This window comes from Pirellulimonas nuda (assembly GCF_007750855.1).
GTDB classification, from domain to species: Bacteria; Planctomycetota; Planctomycetia; order Pirellulales; family Lacipirellulaceae; genus Pirellulimonas; species Pirellulimonas nuda.
On sequence record NZ_CP036291.1, the window covers coordinates 100,860 to 119,913 of the forward strand.

Annotated in this window: 12 protein-coding genes; 9 read left to right on the plus strand and 3 right to left on the minus strand. The window is 66.5% G+C overall.

The features are described 5' to 3' along the window. Positions 1-219: 219 nt before the first annotated feature. Positions 220-4,299, plus strand: coding sequence for a chemotaxis protein CheB (locus Pla175_RS00400; protein WP_145280217.1), 4,080 nt, complete (start codon positions 220-222; stop codon positions 4,297-4,299). Positions 4,300-4,316: 17 nt separating this feature from the next. Here the strand turns inward: Pla175_RS00400 and Pla175_RS00405 are convergent, their stop codons facing one another. Next, positions 4,317-4,910 (minus strand): NADPH-dependent FMN reductase, encoded by a 594-nt coding sequence (locus tag Pla175_RS00405; protein WP_145280219.1) that lies wholly within the window; start codon positions 4,908-4,910, stop codon positions 4,317-4,319. A gap of 299 nt (positions 4,911-5,209) precedes the next feature. On the opposite strand from Pla175_RS00405, the gene Pla175_RS00410 reads away from it, so the two are divergent. The 5 genes from Pla175_RS00410 (at position 5,210) to Pla175_RS00430 (ending at position 13,963) form a co-directional block, all read left to right on the plus strand. Then, on the plus strand, positions 5,210-6,157 hold the full coding sequence (locus Pla175_RS00410) for a LysR family transcriptional regulator (protein WP_145280221.1): 948 nt from the start codon (positions 5,210-5,212) through the stop codon (positions 6,155-6,157). A gap of 178 nt (positions 6,158-6,335) precedes the next feature. Continuing rightward, positions 6,336-10,991 carry a glutamate synthase-related protein gene (locus tag Pla175_RS00415; protein ID WP_145280223.1) on the plus strand — a complete coding sequence of 1,552 codons (4,656 nt, stop codon included), beginning with the start codon at positions 6,336-6,338 and terminating at the stop codon, positions 10,989-10,991. 62 nt (positions 10,992-11,053) lie between these two features. Further along, positions 11,054-11,437, plus strand: a complete 384-nt coding sequence (locus Pla175_RS00420; protein ID WP_145280225.1) for a GxxExxY protein — start codon at positions 11,054-11,056, stop codon at positions 11,435-11,437. Positions 11,438-11,518: 81 nt separating this feature from the next. Continuing rightward, positions 11,519-13,093 (plus strand): glutamate synthase subunit beta, encoded by a 1,575-nt coding sequence (locus Pla175_RS00425; protein WP_145280227.1) that lies wholly within the window; start codon positions 11,519-11,521, stop codon positions 13,091-13,093. 129 nt (positions 13,094-13,222) lie between these two features. Then, entirely contained in the window at positions 13,223-13,963 is a 741-nt protein-coding gene (locus Pla175_RS00430) for an SGNH/GDSL hydrolase family protein (RefSeq protein WP_145280228.1), read from the plus strand. Between the two features lie 196 nt (positions 13,964-14,159). Here the strand turns inward: Pla175_RS00430 and gap are convergent, their stop codons facing one another. Further along, on the minus strand, positions 14,160-15,179 hold the full coding sequence (gap, locus tag Pla175_RS00435; protein ID WP_145280230.1) for a type I glyceraldehyde-3-phosphate dehydrogenase: 1,020 nt from the start codon (positions 15,177-15,179) through the stop codon (positions 14,160-14,162). A gap of 249 nt (positions 15,180-15,428) precedes the next feature. Between gap and Pla175_RS00440 the strand changes: the two genes are divergently transcribed. The 3 genes from Pla175_RS00440 to Pla175_RS00450 all read left to right on the plus strand — a co-directional run bounded on the left by Pla175_RS00440 (position 15,429) and on the right by Pla175_RS00450 (position 18,015). Beyond that, positions 15,429-16,736 (plus strand): aminotransferase class I/II-fold pyridoxal phosphate-dependent enzyme, encoded by a 1,308-nt coding sequence (locus Pla175_RS00440; protein ID WP_145280232.1) that lies wholly within the window; start codon positions 15,429-15,431, stop codon positions 16,734-16,736. Between the two features lie 22 nt (positions 16,737-16,758). Continuing rightward, positions 16,759-17,016, plus strand: coding sequence for a hypothetical protein (locus Pla175_RS00445; RefSeq protein WP_145280234.1), 258 nt, complete (start codon positions 16,759-16,761; stop codon positions 17,014-17,016). A gap of 315 nt (positions 17,017-17,331) precedes the next feature. Beyond that, complete coding sequence (locus tag Pla175_RS00450) at positions 17,332-18,015, plus strand: ceramidase (RefSeq protein ID WP_145280236.1); 684 nt, start codon at positions 17,332-17,334, stop codon at positions 18,013-18,015. Positions 18,016-18,088: 73 nt separating this feature from the next. Here Pla175_RS00450 and Pla175_RS00455 read toward each other — a convergent pair whose 3' ends face one another. Continuing rightward, positions 18,089-18,997, minus strand: coding sequence for a TIGR01777 family oxidoreductase (locus Pla175_RS00455; protein WP_145280238.1), 909 nt, complete (start codon positions 18,995-18,997; stop codon positions 18,089-18,091). Positions 18,998-19,054: the final 57 nt, after the last annotated feature.

Below are 19,054 nucleotides of genomic sequence, written 5' to 3' on the forward strand. Positions count from 1 at the left end.
CCATCGCCCGACCAGAATTTTGCCAGAACACCCCTGCGGACGACGCAAAATCGCCCCGATGGGCGAGGGAGATTGCGTCTGGCGCCACGATTGCTGGGCGGGGTTGACGGACCCATCTGGCCGGTCTTGGGGAGCCGTCTATGCTTACTCAAATCGGTCCTCGAAACCGTGAGCGCAGCTCGCCGGAAGCGATCGAGATCGCCGCAGAGTCGTAGCCCTATGCAAGCAACTCCCCAGCCGCGAAGCGACGATCTGGCCGCCGCCGCAGCCGTTGCGTCTCCCCGCACCGAACCCGAGCCCGCGGACCCCGCCTGTTTCCATGTCGTCGCGATCGGCGCCTCGGCCGGGGGGCTGGAGTCGCTCGAAAAGTTCTTCCGCGACATGCCGCTGGATTCGGGGATGGCGTTCGTGGTGCTGCAGCACCTCTCGCCCGACTTCCGCAGCCTGATGGACGAGCTGCTGGCGCGCCAGACCAAGATCCGCATCTGCAAGGCGGAAGACGACATGGCGGTCGAGCCGAACACGATCTACCTGAACCCGCCACGCAAGAACATGATCGTCTCGGGGGGGAACCTCTACTTGAGCGACCTCGACCCGAACGAGTCGCTCGCGCTGCCGATCGACCAGTTCTTCCGCTCCCTGGCCAGCGACTACCGCCGCCAGGCGATCGCGGTGGTCCTCTCCGGAACCGGCAGCGACGGCTCGCGGGGCGTGCGCGACGTGTACGAGGCGGGCGGCCTGGTGCTGGCAGAGACGGAAGAAACCGCCAAGTTCGACGGCATGCCGCGCAGCGCGCAGGAGACCGGCTGCGTCCACCTGGCGCTCCCCCCCGATGCGATGCCCGAGGCGCTGGTGAGCTACGTGAACCAGTCTCTCAGCCCGCAGGACTTCGCCGACCAGGTGTTTGTTCCGCCGCGGCTCGGGGGGATGGAGCGGATCTTCCGGCTGATCCGCGACGCCTACGGCATCGACTTCTCCTTCTACAAACCCAACACGGTGGTGCGACGGGTCGAGAGGCGTGTGTCGCTGATGCACTCCGGCTCGATCGACGCCTACGTCCGCCAAGTCGAGAGCGATCCCGAAGAGCTGAACGCGCTGTACCGCGACCTGCTGATCGGGGTGACGCGTTTCTTCCGAGACCGAGACGCGTTCGACTACCTCAAGGAAGAGGTCTTCCCAGAGCTAATCCAGGGGAAGGCTAGCGGCGAGGAACTGCGGGTGTGGGTGGCGGGCTGCGCATCCGGGGAAGAAGCCTACTCCATCGCGATCCTGGTGGAAGAAGCGATGCGCGACGCCGGCAAGTCGCTGGAAGTGAAGCTGTTCGCCACCGACATCCACCCCACGTCGCTTGAGGTAGCCGCCGCGGGGGTTTACCCCAGCGAGTCGTTCACCCAGGTGAGCACCGAACGACTCGAGCGCTACTTCCAGCCGGTTTCGGGGGGGCGGTTCCAGGTGCGGACCGCGCTGCGGCAGATGGTGGTCTTCGCCAAGCACAACGTGTTCAAGGACGCCCCGTTTACCAAGCTCGACCTGATTAGTTGCCGCAACCTGCTGATCTACCTGCAGCCGCTGGCGCAGAAGAAGGCGCTATCGCTGTTCCACTTCGGCCTGCGGCCGCGGGGTATCTTGGTGCTGGGTCCGAGCGAGAGCCCGGGGGACCTGAAGGACGAACTCGAGTCGTGCAACAACCGCTGGAAGGTATTCCGCAAGCGGCGTGACGTCCGGCTGCCGGCAGAGGTGCGATTGACGCCGCTGGCGCCGCGCGAGGCGGCGCCCCAACGCACGCTCGTCCCGCCCCCTCCGCCCCCCCCGCCGCACCGCAGCCTGTTGCGGGCCTACGACGCGCTGCTGGCGCGGATCGCGTCGGCCGCCTACCTGATCGACGACGCCCGCAACGTGCTGCACGTGTTCGGCGATGGGCAACAGCACCTTCAGCCGCGCGGGGGGCGCCTCTCGCTCGACCTGCTGGAGATGGTGCAGGAAGACCTGCGGCCCGTGCTGGGCGCGGCGATCCAACGCGTGCGCGGCGGCGCCGAGCCGGTGGCCACCACGGCGGTCAAGCTCGACTCCGACCAGGGCGAGAGAGAGCTGAGCGTGCGCGTGGAGCGTCTGCACGACCCGACCGTGGGCCAGACCTGGATGCTTGTGACGCTGGCGGGCCGAGAAGCTCCCGCCGAGCGAGGCGCCCCCGCCGACGCCGTGCCCGCCTCAGACTTTTCCAGCGCGCGGGTAGACGACCTCGAGGTAGAGCTGCGCTACGCACGCGAGAACCTGCAGAACACTGTTGAAGAGCTGGAGACCAGCAACGAAGAGCTCCAGGCGACCAACGAAGAGTTGGTGGCCTCGAACGAAGAGCTGCAGAGCACGAACGAGGAGCTGCACTCGGTCAATGAGGAGCTCTACACCGTCAACGGCGAGTACCAGAACAAGATCGCGGAGCTGACCGAGCTCACGCACGACATGGAGAACCTGCTGGAGAGCACCGAGATCGGCACGATCTTCCTCGACCGCGACCTCGCCATCCGGAAGTACACGGGCAAGGTGGCCGCCTGGTTCGATTTGGTCAGCCGCGACGTCGGCCGGAAGATCTCTGCGTTCTCCAACAACCTCGGGTACGCGGGGCTGATCGAAGACCTCGGCCGCGTGCTGGAGAGCGGCCAACCGCTCGAGCGCGAGGTGCGCGATCAAAGCGGCAAGTGGCTGCTGCTGCGACTCCACCCCTACCGCGGCGAGGGCGCCCCGGCGGGCGTCGTGATGACGCTGATCGATATCTCCAATCTCAAGCGGATGGAGCGCGAGGCGGCCAGGCTGGCCTTGGTGGCCCGCCACACGGACAACGCGGTGGTGATCACCGACCCCGCGGGGCTCACCGAGTGGGTGAACGAAGGCTTCACGCGGATCACCGGATTCGATCTGCAAGACGTGCTGGGCAAGAAGCCCGGAGAGGTGCTCCAGGGGCCCGAGAGCAGCACAGACACGATCCGAGTGATGCGGGAGCGCATCCAAGAGAAGAAGGGCTTTAATGTCGAGATCGTCAATTACTCCAAGCACGGTCGCTCGTATTGGCTAGCCATCGAGGCTCGCCCGATGTTCGACGACTCGGGTGAGATGACCGGCTTCATGGCCATTGAGCGCGACGTTACCGACCTCAAACGGGCCCAGGCCAGGGCGCAAGAAGAGGTCGCCCGTCGCGACGAGTTCTTGGCCATGCTCTCGCACGAGCTGCGCAACCCGCTGGGCGCCATCAAGAACGGGCTTGAGGTGTTGGAGCGGTCCGGCGAGCTAGACGATCGCAAGGAGATCGAAGGGGTGCTGACCGCCCAGGTGGCGCAGATGACCCGCCTGCTGGACGACCTGCTGGACGTCTCTCGCATCCGCCAGAACAAGGTGTTGATCCAGAAACGCCCGATCGACCTGAAACGGACCGCCGAAGACGCCATCGCCGCCGTTATGCCGCTGGCGGAGTCGCGCGGCTGCCCGCTGCGGGTTCAGCTCTCCGAGGAGCCTGTTGTTGTGCTGGGGGACGCGGCGCGGCTTCAGCAGGTGCAGGTCAACCTGCTGACGAACGCCATCCGGCATTCGGCGCCGGGCGATCCGGTGGATCTATTGCTTGAGATGCACGGGGACTGTGCGGTGATCACGGTCCAGGACCAGGGCGAAGGCATCAGCCCGGAGTTGCAGTCCAAGGTGTTCGACCTCTTCTTCCAGGCCCGGCCCGGCATCGCCCGCTCCGAAGGGGGGCTGGGAGTCGGCCTCTCGCTGGTGCGCGACTTCGTGGCCAAGCACGCCGGGACGGTAGCCGTTTACAGCGAAGGGGTCGGGGAGGGGACGCGCTTTGTGGTGACCCTGCCGGTGCACCACGGGGTCGCCGACCGAGCGGAGCAGCACAAGCCGATCGCTGCCCAGCCGCTACGGATTGTGATTGTAGAAGACCAAGAAGCGAACCGGCGGATGCTGCGGCGGGTGCTGGAACTCGACGGGCACCAGGTCTGGGAGGCGGACAGCGCCAGCCAAGGAATCGACGCGATCCAAGAACACCGTCCCGACCTGGCGCTGGTCGACATCGGCCTGCCCGACATGCCCGGTTACGAGATCGCACGACGCTTGCGCCGCGACGACCACCACGCGTCGCTGCTGGTGGCGCTAACCGGTTACGGGCAGGCGTCGGACGTAGAGACGGCCCTTGAGGCCGGTTTCGACGCCCACTTGGCGAAGCCGTTGGATCTGAACCACCTGGCGCGCTGCCTAGCGACGGCGCACGTGGGCCGGGGCGTCGCCGAGCCGACCGGGTCTGAGTAGAGCCGTGCGGTCTCTGCCTAGTAGGGGGTTCCGGCCTGACGCGCGGTGCGCAGCGCCTCGGCGTACCACTCCAGCTCGTCGAAGAACTTCCCCGCGCTCCGGGCTAAGCGGTCGGCCGTTTCTTGGCCGTTGGGCCGACCTCCTGCATCGAGCATCGACTGCGCCTTTGGCAGCGGCAGCAGCGATGGGATGCTCGGCATCCCCAGCTCTGCCAGCATCGCCCGTAGCTGCATCGCCGCCCGCACGCCGCCGAACGGGCCCGCCGAGTAGCACACGATCGCCGAGGGGCGGAAGAACCACTCTTCGAGAAAGTGGTCGAGCAGGTTCGACAGGGCGGGGGGGATGGAGTGGTTGTACTCGGCCGAAACCACGATCACCGCGTCGGCCTTGCGGATGATCTCGGCCAGCTTTTCCAGCGGTTCGGGCGCCTGGCCGGCATCGTACTCCTTGTACATCTTGTCCAGCAGCGGCAGCCGGAACTCTTCCATCGCGTCAACCAGCCGCGCCTCGTGGCCCCGCTGTTCGGCTAGCCGCATCAGGAACCTGGCGGGGCGGATGCCGATCCGTTCGGAGCGGACGCTGCCAAGGATGATCGGGATTTTCAGGGGCATGGGTCTGGCTCGTTGGTACGGGACTAGGGCGGGAGTGCGGGCAGTCAGACAAGCAAACCCAATGCCGCGCTCACGGCCCTGGCGAGCCGCTGTGCGGCGGGCCGCATTCTTCATTGACAGCGGAGCCAGCGTTTGGCTAGGTTATTATCGCAAAAGCGAATCTTGACCCGACGCGGTATTGGCCGAGATAATCTTCCCGCCGAGTTTAGGCCGGTTGAACATCGAAGTTGGGCCGTTAGCCGCCCAAGGAATGTCCGGTTCTTACTGTCTCAAATGCCGTTTAAGCCCGTCTGCTTCCTATGCACCTCCGCTCGCTGAAAATCTTCTGCGACACCGTCCGACTCCGCAGCTTCTCGAAGGCGGCGGAGGAGAACGGCGTATCTCAGTCGAGCGCTAGCCAGGTGGTGCACCAGCTGGAAGAGCGGCTTGGCGTGCAGATGATCGATCGGTCGAAGCGGCCGTTCGTGCTCACGCCAGAGGGAGAGCACTTCTACGACGGCTGCCGGGCGATCGTCCGCCGCTACGCAGACCTGGTGCGCGAGGTCACGTCGCTTCACGAAGCGGTCAGCGCGCGGCTGCGGGTGGCCTCGATCTACTCCATCGGCCTGGCGCATATGAGCCAGTACCTGCGGGAGTTCCTGGAAGCCAACCCGCGTGCCGACGTGCGGATGGAGTACCTGCACCCCGACCGCGTGTACGAATCGGTAGAGAGCGACGAGGCAGACCTCGGCCTGGTGAGCTACCCAGAACCGACGCGGATGATCGACACCACCGCCTGGCGTGACGAGCCGATGGTGTTGGTGTGCCGGCCCGATCACCCGCTCGCGGCGCTCCCCGCGATTTCGCTGGAGATGCTCGACGGCAAGTCGTTGGTGGCGTTTCAGAGCGGGCTGCGGATCCGCGAAGAGATCGACCACGCATTAGACGAGGCGGGCGCCCAGGTGCGGGTGGCGTTGGAGTTCGACAACATCGAGACCATCAAGCGGGCCGTGGAAGCAGGGGACGGGGTGGCGTTGCTCCCCGAGCCGACGGTGGGCCGCGAGGTGGCCACCGGCGACCTGACCAAGCTGCCGCTGACCGACGGCGCGTTGGTGCGTCCGTTGGGGTTCATCCACCGCCGTGACAGGCCGCTCAGCGACACCGCGCGGCGGCTGATCCAACTCCTCCAATCGCACGCCGCAGACCCGCTGGCGGACTGCGACCGAGCCGCGTCGGGGCGTTTCTCCGCCGCGGACCTGAAACACTAGCCGATGCGGGTCGGGGTCGCGGACGACCCGGCTCGCGAGCCGGCCGGAGTCCGCGCCTGAGTGAGGAGTGAATGATGAGTCGTGAGTCGTGCGTCGCGGCCGCTCACCAATCGCCATTCACGATCCGCCAAACGCAATTCACGATTCACCAATCACAACTCACCACCGTAGGCCCGCCATGACGGACCGCACCAAGCTGTTCCACCTCCCCGAGAAGCGCGGTCTCTACGACCCGGCGTTCGAGCACGACTCGTGCGGCGTGGGCTTTATTGCGCACATCAAGGGCAAGCCCAGCCACCAGATCGTGGTCGATTCCGAGGAGCTGCTGCGCCGCATGGACCACCGCGGCGCGTGCGGCTGCGAGTCGAACACGGCGGACGGCTCCGGGATCCTGACGGCGATGCCGTTCCACTTTATGCACGAGGCGATCCGCGCCGACCTGGGGGTCGTTCCCCCCGAGCCGGGGCAGTACGCCGTGGGGAACGTCTTCTTCCCGCAGGTCGAGGCGGAGCGGGCCAAGTGCCGGGCAGAGGTAGAACGGATCGTCGCCGAGCAGGGGCAGACCCTGCTGGGGTGGCGGCCGACCCCGGTGCGCAGCAAAGAGGCGGACTTCGGCCCCACCGCCGCCGCGGGCGAGCCGGTGATCGAGCAACTGGTGATCGCCGCCGCGGACGGCGTGCGCGGCAAGGAGTTCGAGCGCCAGCTCTACGTGATCCGCAAGCGGGCCAGCAACCTGCTGCGCGCCGACGCCACGCTCACGCAGCGCAAGCTGTTCTACATCTGCTCGCTGTCGACCAAGGTGATCATCTACAAGGGGATGCTCACCACCGATCAGCTCTTTATCTACTACCCGGACCTGCAAGACGCGTCGTACGAGAGCCACCTTGCGATGGTGCACTCGCGGTTCGCCACCAACACCTTCCCGTCCTGGGACCGCGCGCAGCCCTGCCGGCTCATGAGCCACAACGGCGAGATCAACACGCTGCGCGGCAACAAGAACTGGATGTTCGCCCGCCAGGGCGCCATGCGCAGCGAGGTCTTCGGCGACGAGCTGGCGAAGCTCTTCCCGGTGGTCGAGCCCGACTGCAGCGACTCGGGAACCTTCGACAACGTGCTGGAGTTCCTGGTGCAGAGCGGCCGCAGCCTGCCCGAGGCCGTGATGATGATGGTCCCCGAGGCGTGGCAGAACCACGAGACGATGTACGTGGGCAAGCGGGCCTTCTACGAGTACCACTCCGCGCTGATGGAGCCGTGGGACGGGCCCGCCTCGATCGTGTTCACGGACGGGCGGAAGATCGGCGCCGTGCTGGACCGCAACGGGCTGCGCCCGTCGCGTTACTACCTCACCACCGACGACCGCGTGATCATGGCCAGCGAGGTGGGGGTGGTGGACGTCCCCCCCGAGCAGATCAAGGCCAAGGGCCGGCTCCAGCCGGGGCGGATGTTCCTGGTCGACTTCGAGCGGGGCGAGCTGATCGCCGACGACGTGCTCAAGTCGGACTTCGCCTCGCGCCGCCCCTACGGCGAGTGGCTCAAGGAGCAACGCATCGAGCTAGAAGACCTGCACCCGGAGGACGCCCCGCACCGGTTCGACGCGGACACGCTGCTCGAGCGGATGCAGTCGTTCGGCTACACCGCCGAGACGATGGCGTTCATGCTGCTGCCGCTCATCAAGGCGGAGAAGGACCCCATCGGCTCGATGGGCAACGATAGCTGCTTGGCCGTGCTGAGCGACAAGCCGCGGATGCTGTACGACTACTTCAAGCAGTTGTTCGCCCAGGTCACCAACCCGCCGGTCGACTCGATCCGCGAAGAAGTGATCATGAGCCTGGAGTGCTTCGTCGGCCCCGAGCAGAACCTGCTGGAGACCACGGCCGAGCACGCGCACCGGATGAGGCTCCCCCACCCGATCCTCACCAACGAGCAGCTCGACCGCATCAAGACGATGGACCACCGCGGCTGGCGGTCGCGGACGATCGACATCACCTGGCCGCGCTCCGAGGGCAAGAACGGCATGATCTGGGCGCTGGAACGGGTCTGCTCCGAGGCCGAGACGGCCATCGAAGAGGGCTACTCCATGGTGGTGCTCTCCGACCGCGACACCGCCCCCGACCGCGTGCCGCTGAGCGCGCTGCTGGCGACCGGCGCCGTGCACCACCACCTGGTGCGCGGCAGCAAGCGGACCCGACTGGGGATCATCGTCGAGACGGGCGAGGCCCGCGAGGTGCACCACCACTGCCTGCTGGTGGGCTACGGCGCCGACGCCATCAACCCCTACCTGGCGTTCGAGTCCCTGTGGCAGGCCCGCCGCGACGGCCTGCTGGAGGGCGGCGAGCCCGCGGTGGCGGCCGACGAGTCGGGCGAGGGGATGAGCCGGGTCCCCGTGGCCGGCGGCGGCGACGGGCAGGTAGAAGACCCCGAGAAGCTGGCCGACCTGGCGCTGGTGGCCAAGTACCGCAAGGGGGTCGGCAAGGGGATGCTCAAGGTGATGGCCAAGATGGGCATCAGCACGCTGCAGAGCTACAAGGGGGCGCAGATCTTCGAGGCGCTGGGCCTGCGCGACGAGGTGATCGACCGCTGCTTCGCCGGCACCGCCAGCCGGGTGCAGGGGGTTGGTTTCGACGTGCTGGCCGAGGAGGCGCTGCGGCGCCACGCGCTGGGCTACCCGGCCGAGCGGGGGCGGCGTTTCAAGTCGCTGCCCAACCCGGGCGAGTTCCACTGGCGCGCCGAAGGGGAACGCCACATGTGGTCCCCCGAGGCGATCGCCAACATCCAGGTCGCCGCGCGCACCGACAGCCGCGAGGCGTACGACCGGTTCAGCCGCACCATCAACTCCGACTCGAAGACACGCTGCCAGTTGCGTGGGCTGCTGGAGTTCAAGCCGGAGGCCAGGAAGCCGATCCCGATCGAAGAGGTCGAGCCCGCCAGCGAGATCGTCAAGCGGTTCTGCACCGGGGCGATGTCGCTGGGCTCCATCTCGGCCGAAGCGCACGAGTCGCTCGCGATCGCGATGAACCGCGTCGGCGGCAAGAGCAACACGGGCGAGGGGGGCGAAGACCCGGCGCGTTGGACCCCCGAGCCGAACGGCGACTCGCGTCGCTCGGCGATCAAGCAGGTCGCTTCCGGGCGGTTCGGCGTGACCATCAGCTACCTGTCGAGCGCAGACGAGCTGCAGATCAAGATCGCCCAGGGCGCCAAGCCGGGCGAGGGGGGCGAGCTCCCCGGCCGCAAGGTAGACGCGTACATCGCCGGCATCCGCTACAGCACGCCGGGCGTGGGGCTGATCAGCCCGCCGCCGCACCATGACATCTACAGCATCGAGGACCTCAAGCAACTAATCCACGACCTCAAGAACGCCAACCGCGCCGCGCGGGTGAGCGTGAAGCTGGTCAGCGAGGTCGGCGTCGGCACGATCGCCGCGGGCGTGACCAAGGGGTTCGCGGACCACATCGTCATCGCCGGCGACGGCGGCGGCACCGGCGCCTCGCCCCTGACCAGCATCAAGCACGCCGGGCTGCCGTGGGAGCTGGGCATCGCCGAGGCGCACCAGACGCTGGTGATGAACGACCTGCGGAGCCGCGTGGTGCTGCAGACCGACGGCGGCCTGAAGACGGGCCGCGACGTGGTGATCGCGGCCATGCTGGGCGCCGAGGAGTTCGGCTTCGCCACCGCGCCGCTGATCACCCTCGGCTGCATCATGATGCGCAAGTGCCACCTGAACACCTGCCCGGTCGGCATCGCCACGCAGGACCCCGAGCTGCGCAAGAAGTTCGCGGGCAAGCCGGAGCACGTGACCAACTACCTGTTCATGGTGGCCGAGGAGGCGCGCACCATCATGGCGGAGCTGGGCTTCCGCAAGCTGACCGACATGGTGGGCCGTGTCGACGTGCTCGACGCGTCGGCCGCGATCCGCCACTGGAAGTCGGACGGGCTCGACCTGACGGGCCTGCTCACCGCGGCCAGCACCAAGTACGCCGAGTCCAGCAGCTACTGCACGCAGGGGCAGGACCACGCCCTCGAGCAGTCGCTCGACCTGACCGTGCTGCTCGACCTGGCCAAGCCCGCGATCGAGGACGCCAAGAAGGTCCGCGAGCAGGTGAAGATCGTCAACACCAACCGCACGGTCGGCACGATCGTCTCGAACGAGATCGCCAAGAAGTGGGGCGAGCAGGGGCTGCCCGACGGCACGCTGCACTTCAAGTTCGACGGCCACGCCGGGCAGAGCTTCGGCGCCTTCTTGGCGCACGGGGTGACCCTGGAGCTGGAGGGAGACTCCAACGACTACGTCGGCAAGGGCCTGTCCGGCGGCCGGGTGATCGTCTATCCGCCGAAGGCTTCGACCTTTAAGGCAGAAGACCAGATCCTGGTGGGCAACGTCTGCCTGTACGGCGCCACGCGCGGCGAGGCCTACTTCCGCGGCCGCGCGGCCGAACGGTTCTGCGTGCGTAACTCGGGCGCCCACGCGGTGGTTGAGGGAGTGGGCGACCACGGCCTGGAGTACATGACCGGCGGCCGCGCGGTGATCCTAGGCCCCACCGGTCGGAACCTGGCCGCCGGCATGAGCGGCGGCATTGCCTACGTGTGGGACCCCAAGGGTCAGTTGCTGGTCAACTGCAACCTCGGCATGGTGCTGCTAGAGAAAGTAGAAGACCCGCAAGACGCCGCCGAACTACGGGGCATGGTCGAGCGGCACGCCAACTACACCGACTCCCCGGTCGCCAAGAGCCTGCTGCAGCGGTGGGAAGAAGCCCTCGGCGAGTTCCAGAAGGTGATGCCGGTGGATTACAAACGCGTGCTGGAAGAACAACGGGCCCAGGAGATGGCGAAGGTCTAAAAAACCTCTCGCAGAGGCGCGGAGGCGCAGAGGGATGAGAGAGAAAGAGAAGGAGGGAGAGGGTGGAGGTTAATGAGATTACTGCGTCGATTGTGGATGCGGCGATTGCGATTCATCGGGAGGTTGGACCGGGGTTGTTAGAGTCGGTCTACGAGATTGTCTTGGCAGATGAGTTAAGGAGACGCGGCCTTGATGTCCAGAGTCAGATTGGGGTGCCGATCGTGTTTCGTGGACGACAATTTGACCAAGGATACCGCCTCGATCTACTTGTCAACGACATCGTGATTGTCGAGATCAAGTCCGTCGAAGAGATCAACAACGTCCACAAAAAGCAACTGCTCACGTACCTCCGCCTCACCCGCAAACCGGTCGGCCTGCTCCTCAATTTCAACGTCGAGTTGATGAAACAAGGCATCATTCGGATCGTTAATAACCACCAAGAATAGCCCCTCTCCCGACCTCTGCGTCTCCGCGCCTCTGCGAGAGATCTGAGGTCCCAGAGAAACTCCTAACCCAGCGGTCTCCTGATGGGCAAACCCACCGGCTTCAAAGAATTCGACCGCCAGGCCGTTCCCTACCGCAGCCCGGTTGAGCGCGCCAACGACTACTTGGAGATCTACACCCCGGCGCCCGACGAGCAGCTCAAGACCCAGGGCGCCCGCTGCATGGACTGCGGCGTGCCGTTCTGTCAGAGCAACTCGGGCTGCCCGGTGGACAACCTGATCCCGGAGTGGAACGACCTGGTCTATCAGGGGCGCTGGAAGGACGCGCTCGACCGGTTGCACAAGACGAACAACTTCCCGGAGTTCACCGGCCGGGCCTGCCCCGCGCCGTGCGAGGGCGCCTGCGTGCTGGGGATCACCAACCCGCCGGTGACGATCAAGAACATCGAGAACGCGATCATCGACAAGGGTTTCGAGGAGGGATGGGTCGTCCCCCAACCCCCCGAGGTCCGCACCGACCGCCGCGTGGCGATCGTCGGCTCCGGCCCGGCCGGCCTGGCCGCCGCGGCCCAGCTCAACCGCGCCGGGCACCGCGTGACCGTGTACGAGCGGGCCGACCGCATCGGCGGCCTGTGCATGTACGGCATCCCCAACATGAAGCTGGACAAGCACGTGGTCGAGCGGCGCGTAAACCTGCTGCGGGGCGAGGGGGTGACGTTCGTCACCGGCGTCCACGTCGGCAAGCAGGAAGACTTCCCCGCGGGGCACATGACGCAGATCATGCAAGAGCGCGGCCTGAAGATGAAGTTCGTCGACCCCCAGCACCTGGTAGACGAGTACGATGCGGTGCTGCTGGCCACGGGCGCCACCAAGAGCTTCGACCCCACCGCCCGCTGCACGGGCCGCGACCTGGGGGGGATCCACCTGGCGATGGACTTCCTCACCCGCAACACCAAGAGCCTGCTCGACTCCGGCCTGGAAGACGGGCACGCGCTCTCGGCCAAGGGGCTGAACGTGATCGTCATCGGCGGCGGCGACACCGGCGCCGACTGCATCGGCACCTCGCTGCGCCACGGCGCCAAGAGCATCGTCAACTTTGAGGTGATGGCCAAACCCCCCGCCGAGCGGGCCGCCAACAACCCCTGGCCCGAGTGGCCGCGGGTGTTCCGGGTTGACTACTCCCACGCCGAGGTCGAGGCCAAGACGGGGCACGACCCGCGCTCGTACGAGGTGCTCACCAAGGAGTTCGTCGGCAAGGACGGGCGGGTGACCGGCGTCAAGACGGTCCGCCTGGACTGGACCCGGCCGACCCCCGGGGGCGCCCCGTTCACGGAGCTCGAGGGGAGCGAGACCGTCTGGCCCGCCGACCTGGTGCTGCTGGCGACCGGCTTTGTCGGGCCGGAGCTCGAGGTGGGCGAGATGCTGGGCCTGGAGACCGCCGAGCCGCGCCGCGGCTGGACCACCTTCAAGGCCGAGCACGGCCACTTCGCCACGAACGTCGAGGGGGTCTTCGCCGCGGGCGACTGCCGCCGCGGCCAGAGCCTAGTGGTGTGGGCGATCAACGAGGGCCGCGGCGCCGCGGCCGCCATCGACCACTACCTGATGGGCTATACTGAGCTGGCCGCGCCGGGGCTGAACCTGCCCCAGCAGGTGGTGTGAACTTCACGAAAGCTACTAGCCGACGGGCCCCGCCCCGTCGATGCATTAGAATCGACGCACGATCGAGTCACCCCGACGGGGCGGAGCCCGTCGGCTATTCGGGTCCCTTGTCTGACTAGGTTGGTTGGTATGAATACACGACGCGAGTTTCTTAGAGACGCTGCCCTTGTTAGCGGCGCGGTGGCTACCGGCGCCTGCTTTGCAAAGCCCGCCGAGGGCGACCAGACCAAGTCGCTCCTGGCGCCGGGCGCGGTGGTCTTGTTCGAAGGGGACTCGATCACCGACGCCGGGCGGAATAAGAAGAGCGACGCCCCCAACGACCCCGATGGCATGGGGCGCGGGTACGCCTCGTTGGCCGCCAAGGGGCTGCACGCAGAGCACCCCGGTTGGGACCTCAAGTGCTACAACCGCGGCGTGTCGGGCAACAAAGTGTTTCAGATCGCCGAGCGGTGGGACGGCTACTGCCAACAGCTCAAGCCAGACCTGATCAGCATCCTGATCGGCGTGAACGACTTCTGGCACAAGCTGAACGGCAAGTACGACGGCACGATCGAGACCTACCGCACCGATTACCGGGCGCTGCTGGAGCGGACCAAGCGCGAGCTCCCCGGCACGAAGTTGGTGCTGTGCGAGCCGTTCGTGCTGAAAGTAGGCGCGGTCGACGACCGGTGGTTCCCGGACTTCCCCCAGTACCGCAACGCCGCCAAGGCGCTAGCGGACGAGTACGCCGACGCCTGGGTTCCGTTCCAGGAGGCGCTCGACAAGGCGTGCGAATCGAAGCCCCCGCAGCGTTGGGCCCATGATGGCGTCCACCCCACGCCGGCCGGCGCCCAGGTGATGGCCGACGCCTGGCTCAAGGCCGTCGGCTAACCTCAGGCGAGCCGCCGGCGTTTGCCTGCGGAGTGCGTCGCGGATACCTCGCAGAAAGAAAAAAGCGTCCCCAGCGAACTTCGCTGGGGACGCTTTTGTGTTTAACGGTCGGGTTTCTCAGACGCGCCGACCGTAGGTCGGCAGCTATTGGCTGTCTGCGGAGCTGACCGCTGAGAGCTGAAAGCTGACTGCTTCTTTACAGCTTGCCGATGCGGGAGATCAGGTCCGCGGTCCGCACGCTGTAGCCCCACTCGTTGTCGTACCACGAGACCACCTTCACCATGTTGCCGCCGACCACTTGGGTCCAGTCGGCCGCAAAGATGGAACTGTGGGGGTCGCCGATGATGTCGGTCGAGACCAGCGGGTCGGTCGCGTAGCAGAGGATCCCCTTCAGCGGGCCCTCGGCGGCGGCCTTCATCGCGGCGTTTACTTCCTCGGCGGTGACGTCCTTCTTGAGGATCACCGTCAGGTCGACCACGCTGCCGGTGACCACGGGCACGCGCAGGGCGATGCCGGTCAGCTTCCCCTTGAGCTCGGGGATCACCAGGCCAACGGCCGAGGCGGCGCCGGTGCTGGTGGGGATGATGTTCACGGCCGCGGCGCGGGCCCGGTACGGGTCGGCGTGCGGCAGGTCCTGCACGTTCTGGTCGTTCGTGTAGGCGTGACAGGTGGTCATCAAGCCCTTCTCGATGCCGAACTTCTCCTGCAGCACCTTGGCCACGGGCGCCAGGCAGTTGGTGGTGCAGCTAGCGTTCGAGATGCACTTCAGGTCGGCGGTCAGCTTGTCGTCGTTCACCCCCAGCACGCAGGTGAGGTCGGCGCCGTCCTTGGCCGGGGCGGAAAGGACCACCCGCTTGGCGCCGGCGTCGAGGTGCGAGTCGTAGCCCGGCTTGGCGTCCGTCTTGCGGGCCGAGAACACGCCGGTCGACTCGACCACCACGTCCACGCCCAAGTCGCCCCACGGGCACTCGGCCGGGTTGCGGAGGGCGAGCGCCTTGATCTTCTTGCCGTTGACGATCAGGTTCTCGGCGTCGTGATCGACCGTGCCGGGGAACCGGCCGTGGGTGCTGTCGAACTTGAGCAGCGTGGCCAGCATCTTGTTGTCGGTGAGGTCGTTGATGGCGACCACCTCGAATTCGCTGCCCCGCTCCAGCAGGTTGCGGAAGGTCAGCCGGCCGATGCGGCCAAACCCGTTGATGGCGACTTTGATAGCCATTTCTCTCAATTCTCCGGAATCTAATAAGTGGTTTGCGGTTTTCGCCTATGCGGGAGATTCTACTGGCGGGTTGGGGGGGCAACAACGGTCCGGTGGCGAGCCGCCGGCGCAGGCCGCCGGAGGTTTCCGCAGGAAATCCCGCCCAATCGACCCCGGGAGCTTCCTGCGGGGCCAGCTCCGGCGGCTGACGCCACCAGCCCGGCCGGCTACCCCGAACCGCAATGGTTTCTGCCCCCTCCTGGCCATAGAATGTCGCTATCGATCCCCATCTCTCACCTCGCCCTGCGTCGCATGACCAACGACCCTGCGTTCCAAGTCGATACCGCCCAGCGGGTTAAGCGGCTGCCGCCCTACCTGTTTGGCAAGATCAATAAGCGGATCTACGAAAAGCGCACCGCCGGCGACGACGTGATCGAGCTGGGGATGGGCAACCCCACCGACCCGCCGCAAGACCTGGTGATCGAGAAGCTGACCGAGGCGGCCCAGGACCCGCGGAACCACCGCTACAGCAAGTCGAACGGCATCGCCAGCCTACGCCGCGAGGTGGGCGCCAAGTACTTCAAGAAGTACGGCGTGCGGATCGACCCGGAGAGCGAGGCGATCGTCTGCCTCGGCAGCAAGGAGGGCTTCAGCCACATGTGCCTGGCGCTGATGGGCCCGGGCGACACCGCCGTGGTGCCGGCGCCCTATTTCCCTGTGCACGTGTACGCCGTGGCCCTGGCCGGGGCGAACGCCATCTCGCTCGACGTTTCCAACAGCGACAAGTTCCTCTCGGACATCGCCTACACCTGCGAGACGCTCTACCCCAAGCCCAAGCTGCTGATCCTGTGCTACCCGCACAACCCCTCGGCCGTGGTGGTCGAGCAGGCGTTCTACGACGAGGTAGTGAAGCTGGCCAAGCGCTACAACCTGATGGTGATCAGCGACTTCGCCTACGCCGACGTGGCGTTCGACGGCTACAAGCCGCCGAGCTTCTTGGCGTCCGAAGGGGCGATCGACGTCGGCGTCGAGTTCACCACCATGAGCAAGGGCTACAACATGGCCGGCTGGCGGGTGGGCTTCTGCTGCGGCAACCGCGAGATGATCCAGGCGCTGGCCACCATCAAGGGCTACTACGACTACGGCATGTTCCAGGCGATCCAGATCGCCGCGATCATGGCGCTGCGGCACACCGACGCCGCCGTCGAGCAGCAGAGCCTCATCTACCAGAGCCGGCGCGACGCGTTGTGCGACGGCCTGTCGCGGCTCGGGTGGCAAGACGCGCGGCCCAAGGCGGGCATGTTCGTCTGGCAGCCGATCCCCGAGCCGTGGCGCAGCCGGATGAGCACGATGGACTTCGCGATGATGCTGCTGGAAGAGGGGAACGTCGCGGTCAGCCCCGGCAGCGGCTTCGGCCCCGCCGGCGAGGGCTTCCTGCGGATGAGCCTGGTAGAGAACGAGGCGCGCCTGCGGCAAGCGGTGCGGCAGATCCGCGCGTGCTTGAAGGAGGCGGAGGGGAAGTACAATGAAGTTGAGGGGGCGGCCTTCGCGCCGGCCGCAGTAGAATCACAAAGCTAGTTGATGGGCAATGGGAATGAACATGAACGATCGGGTTCAGTACAACAAAGAGCATGTTACGAAGCTCGTCCATCGGGTTCCGTTTGTTCCGTTCGAGATCATGCTCGAGAACGGCGAAAGCTTTGTTGTTGAGCATCCAGAGAACATCGCATTTATCCCTATGAAGAACGGCGTGGTGGGCTCACCACGGTTCAGCGTTGTCCTTGCAGACTTGATCACCTTCAGCACATTCGACGCGATTACGCGAATTACGGTCGTGGACCACCGGGTGGCTTCCTAAAGATGCGGCGCGTTATGCGCACCCCCAACCTCCCCCGTCTCCCTCGACCGCATGGCTAGCGCCGTGGAGAGCTCACGGCATATCGGGACAGGGACCGCACCCATCTCCGCGATTTGCTCGACGTCGGCCTGATCGACTCCGCTTGGCCGAAGCGCTTCGCCGGCGAGCTCGCTGATCGGCTGCAACGCCTGCTCGACGACCCCGAAGGCTAACCACGGATCAAACGGATAGCACTGATAAAGCTTCCTACCCGCCGCTTTGAGTTATCGTATCTGTGCTATCCGTGTCATCCGTGGTTAACAAGAGCCGGGTTCGATGCAAGACTTCCTCCCCTGGCTCAACAGCCTACGCCCCGCCGAGATGTGCTTCTGCGAGCGCACCCTCGACGGCTTCCCCAAGCACCCGGCCGACACCTGGAGCAACATCGGCCCGCTGATCGCGGGGATCGCCATCCTGTGGGTCTCGCGCGGCAGGCCGGCGCCGGTGCGGGCGATCGGGGTCGCCTCGGTCGTCACCGCCCTCTGCTCCGCGCTGTTCCACGCCAGCAACGCGTACGTGGGCGAGGTGCTCGACCTGGCCGGCATGTACGCGTTTATCCTCTCCTGCGCGGCGACGCAGGTTTACCGCCACCGTTGGGCGGGGAGCCTCACGTCGGCCATTGGCGGGTTCGTGATCGCCGGCGGGTTCACGGCGCTGGCCGCGGCGTTCACCTGGGCCAAGAGCCCGCTGTTTGCCGTGGTGCTGCTGGCGGTGGTCGTCGTCGAGATCTTCGACCCCGCCGTGAAGCACTACCGCAGCGCCTACGCCGCGCTCGCCTGGCTGGCTGGCGCCTTCGCGTTCTGGGTGCTCGACTACAGCCACGTGATGTGCGACCCCGACAACCACTGGCTCACCGGCCACGGCCTGTGGCACCTGATGAACGGCCCCGCGTTCTGGTTTACGTATAAGCAGTTCGACCAGTCACTGAGAGACCGCGCCGCGGCGCTGGCGAGAGCATAGAGCCGCAGGCGTCAGCGCCCGGAGGTCGTTTGAGTCGCGTCCTCCGGGCGCTGACGCTTCCGGTTCCATCAGTTCACTTCTCCAGCAGTGCGCGGAGGGCCGGCTCGAGTTCTGGGTGCTTGAACCGGTAGCCCGCTTCTTCGAGCCGCGTGGGCGCTACGCGGGTGCTGGAGAGCAGCAGCGCGTCGCCCATCTCGCCGAACATCGCCCGCACCGCGAACTTGGGGAGCGTCAGCAGCGCCGGACGGCTCAGCACGCCGGCCAGCGTCTTGGTGAACTCGCGGTTGGTGACCGCGCCGGGCGCGGCGCCGTTGACGGCGCCGTGGACCCCTTCGTTGTCGAGGCAGAACCGCAGGGCGCCCACTACGTCGGGCAGGGCGACCCAGCTCATCCACTGCTTGCCGTCGCCCAGCGTGGCGCCCCCGCCCAGGTTGAACTTCGGGAGCAGCTCCTTGAGGGCGCCCCCCTCGGGGCTCATCACCACGCCGATACGGAGCTGCGCCACCCGCACGCCGGCTTCCCAGGCGGCCTTGCTGGAGGCCTCCCACAGGACGCAGGTCTTGGCCAGGAAGTCGTCGCCCGCGGACGACTCTTCGGTCATCACCGCGTCGCCGCGGTCGCCGTAGTAGCCGATCGCCGAGGCCTGCACCAGCACGCGGGGCTTGTCCGCCAGGGCCGCGATGGCGCCCGCCAGCAGCTCGGTCCCCTGCACCCGGCTGTCGACGATCTTCTGCTTGAACTCGGGGGTCCACCGCTTGTCCGCGATGTTCACCCCCGCCAGGTGCACCACGCCATCGACCCCTTCCAGCCGCGACGCGTCGATCTCCCCCGCGCTCGGCTTCCAGTAGACCTCGCGCTCCGGGTCCTTAACCTCGCGGCGCACCAGCTCCAGCACGCGGCAGCCGTCGTCCCGTAGCGACTTGCACAACGCCGTGCCAATCAATCCCGAAGCGCCGGTGACGGCGATGGTGCGGGTCTCCATATCAATCTCCAAGTTGCAAAATAAGCGATCAGCATTCAGCCGTCAGCGATCAGCTAG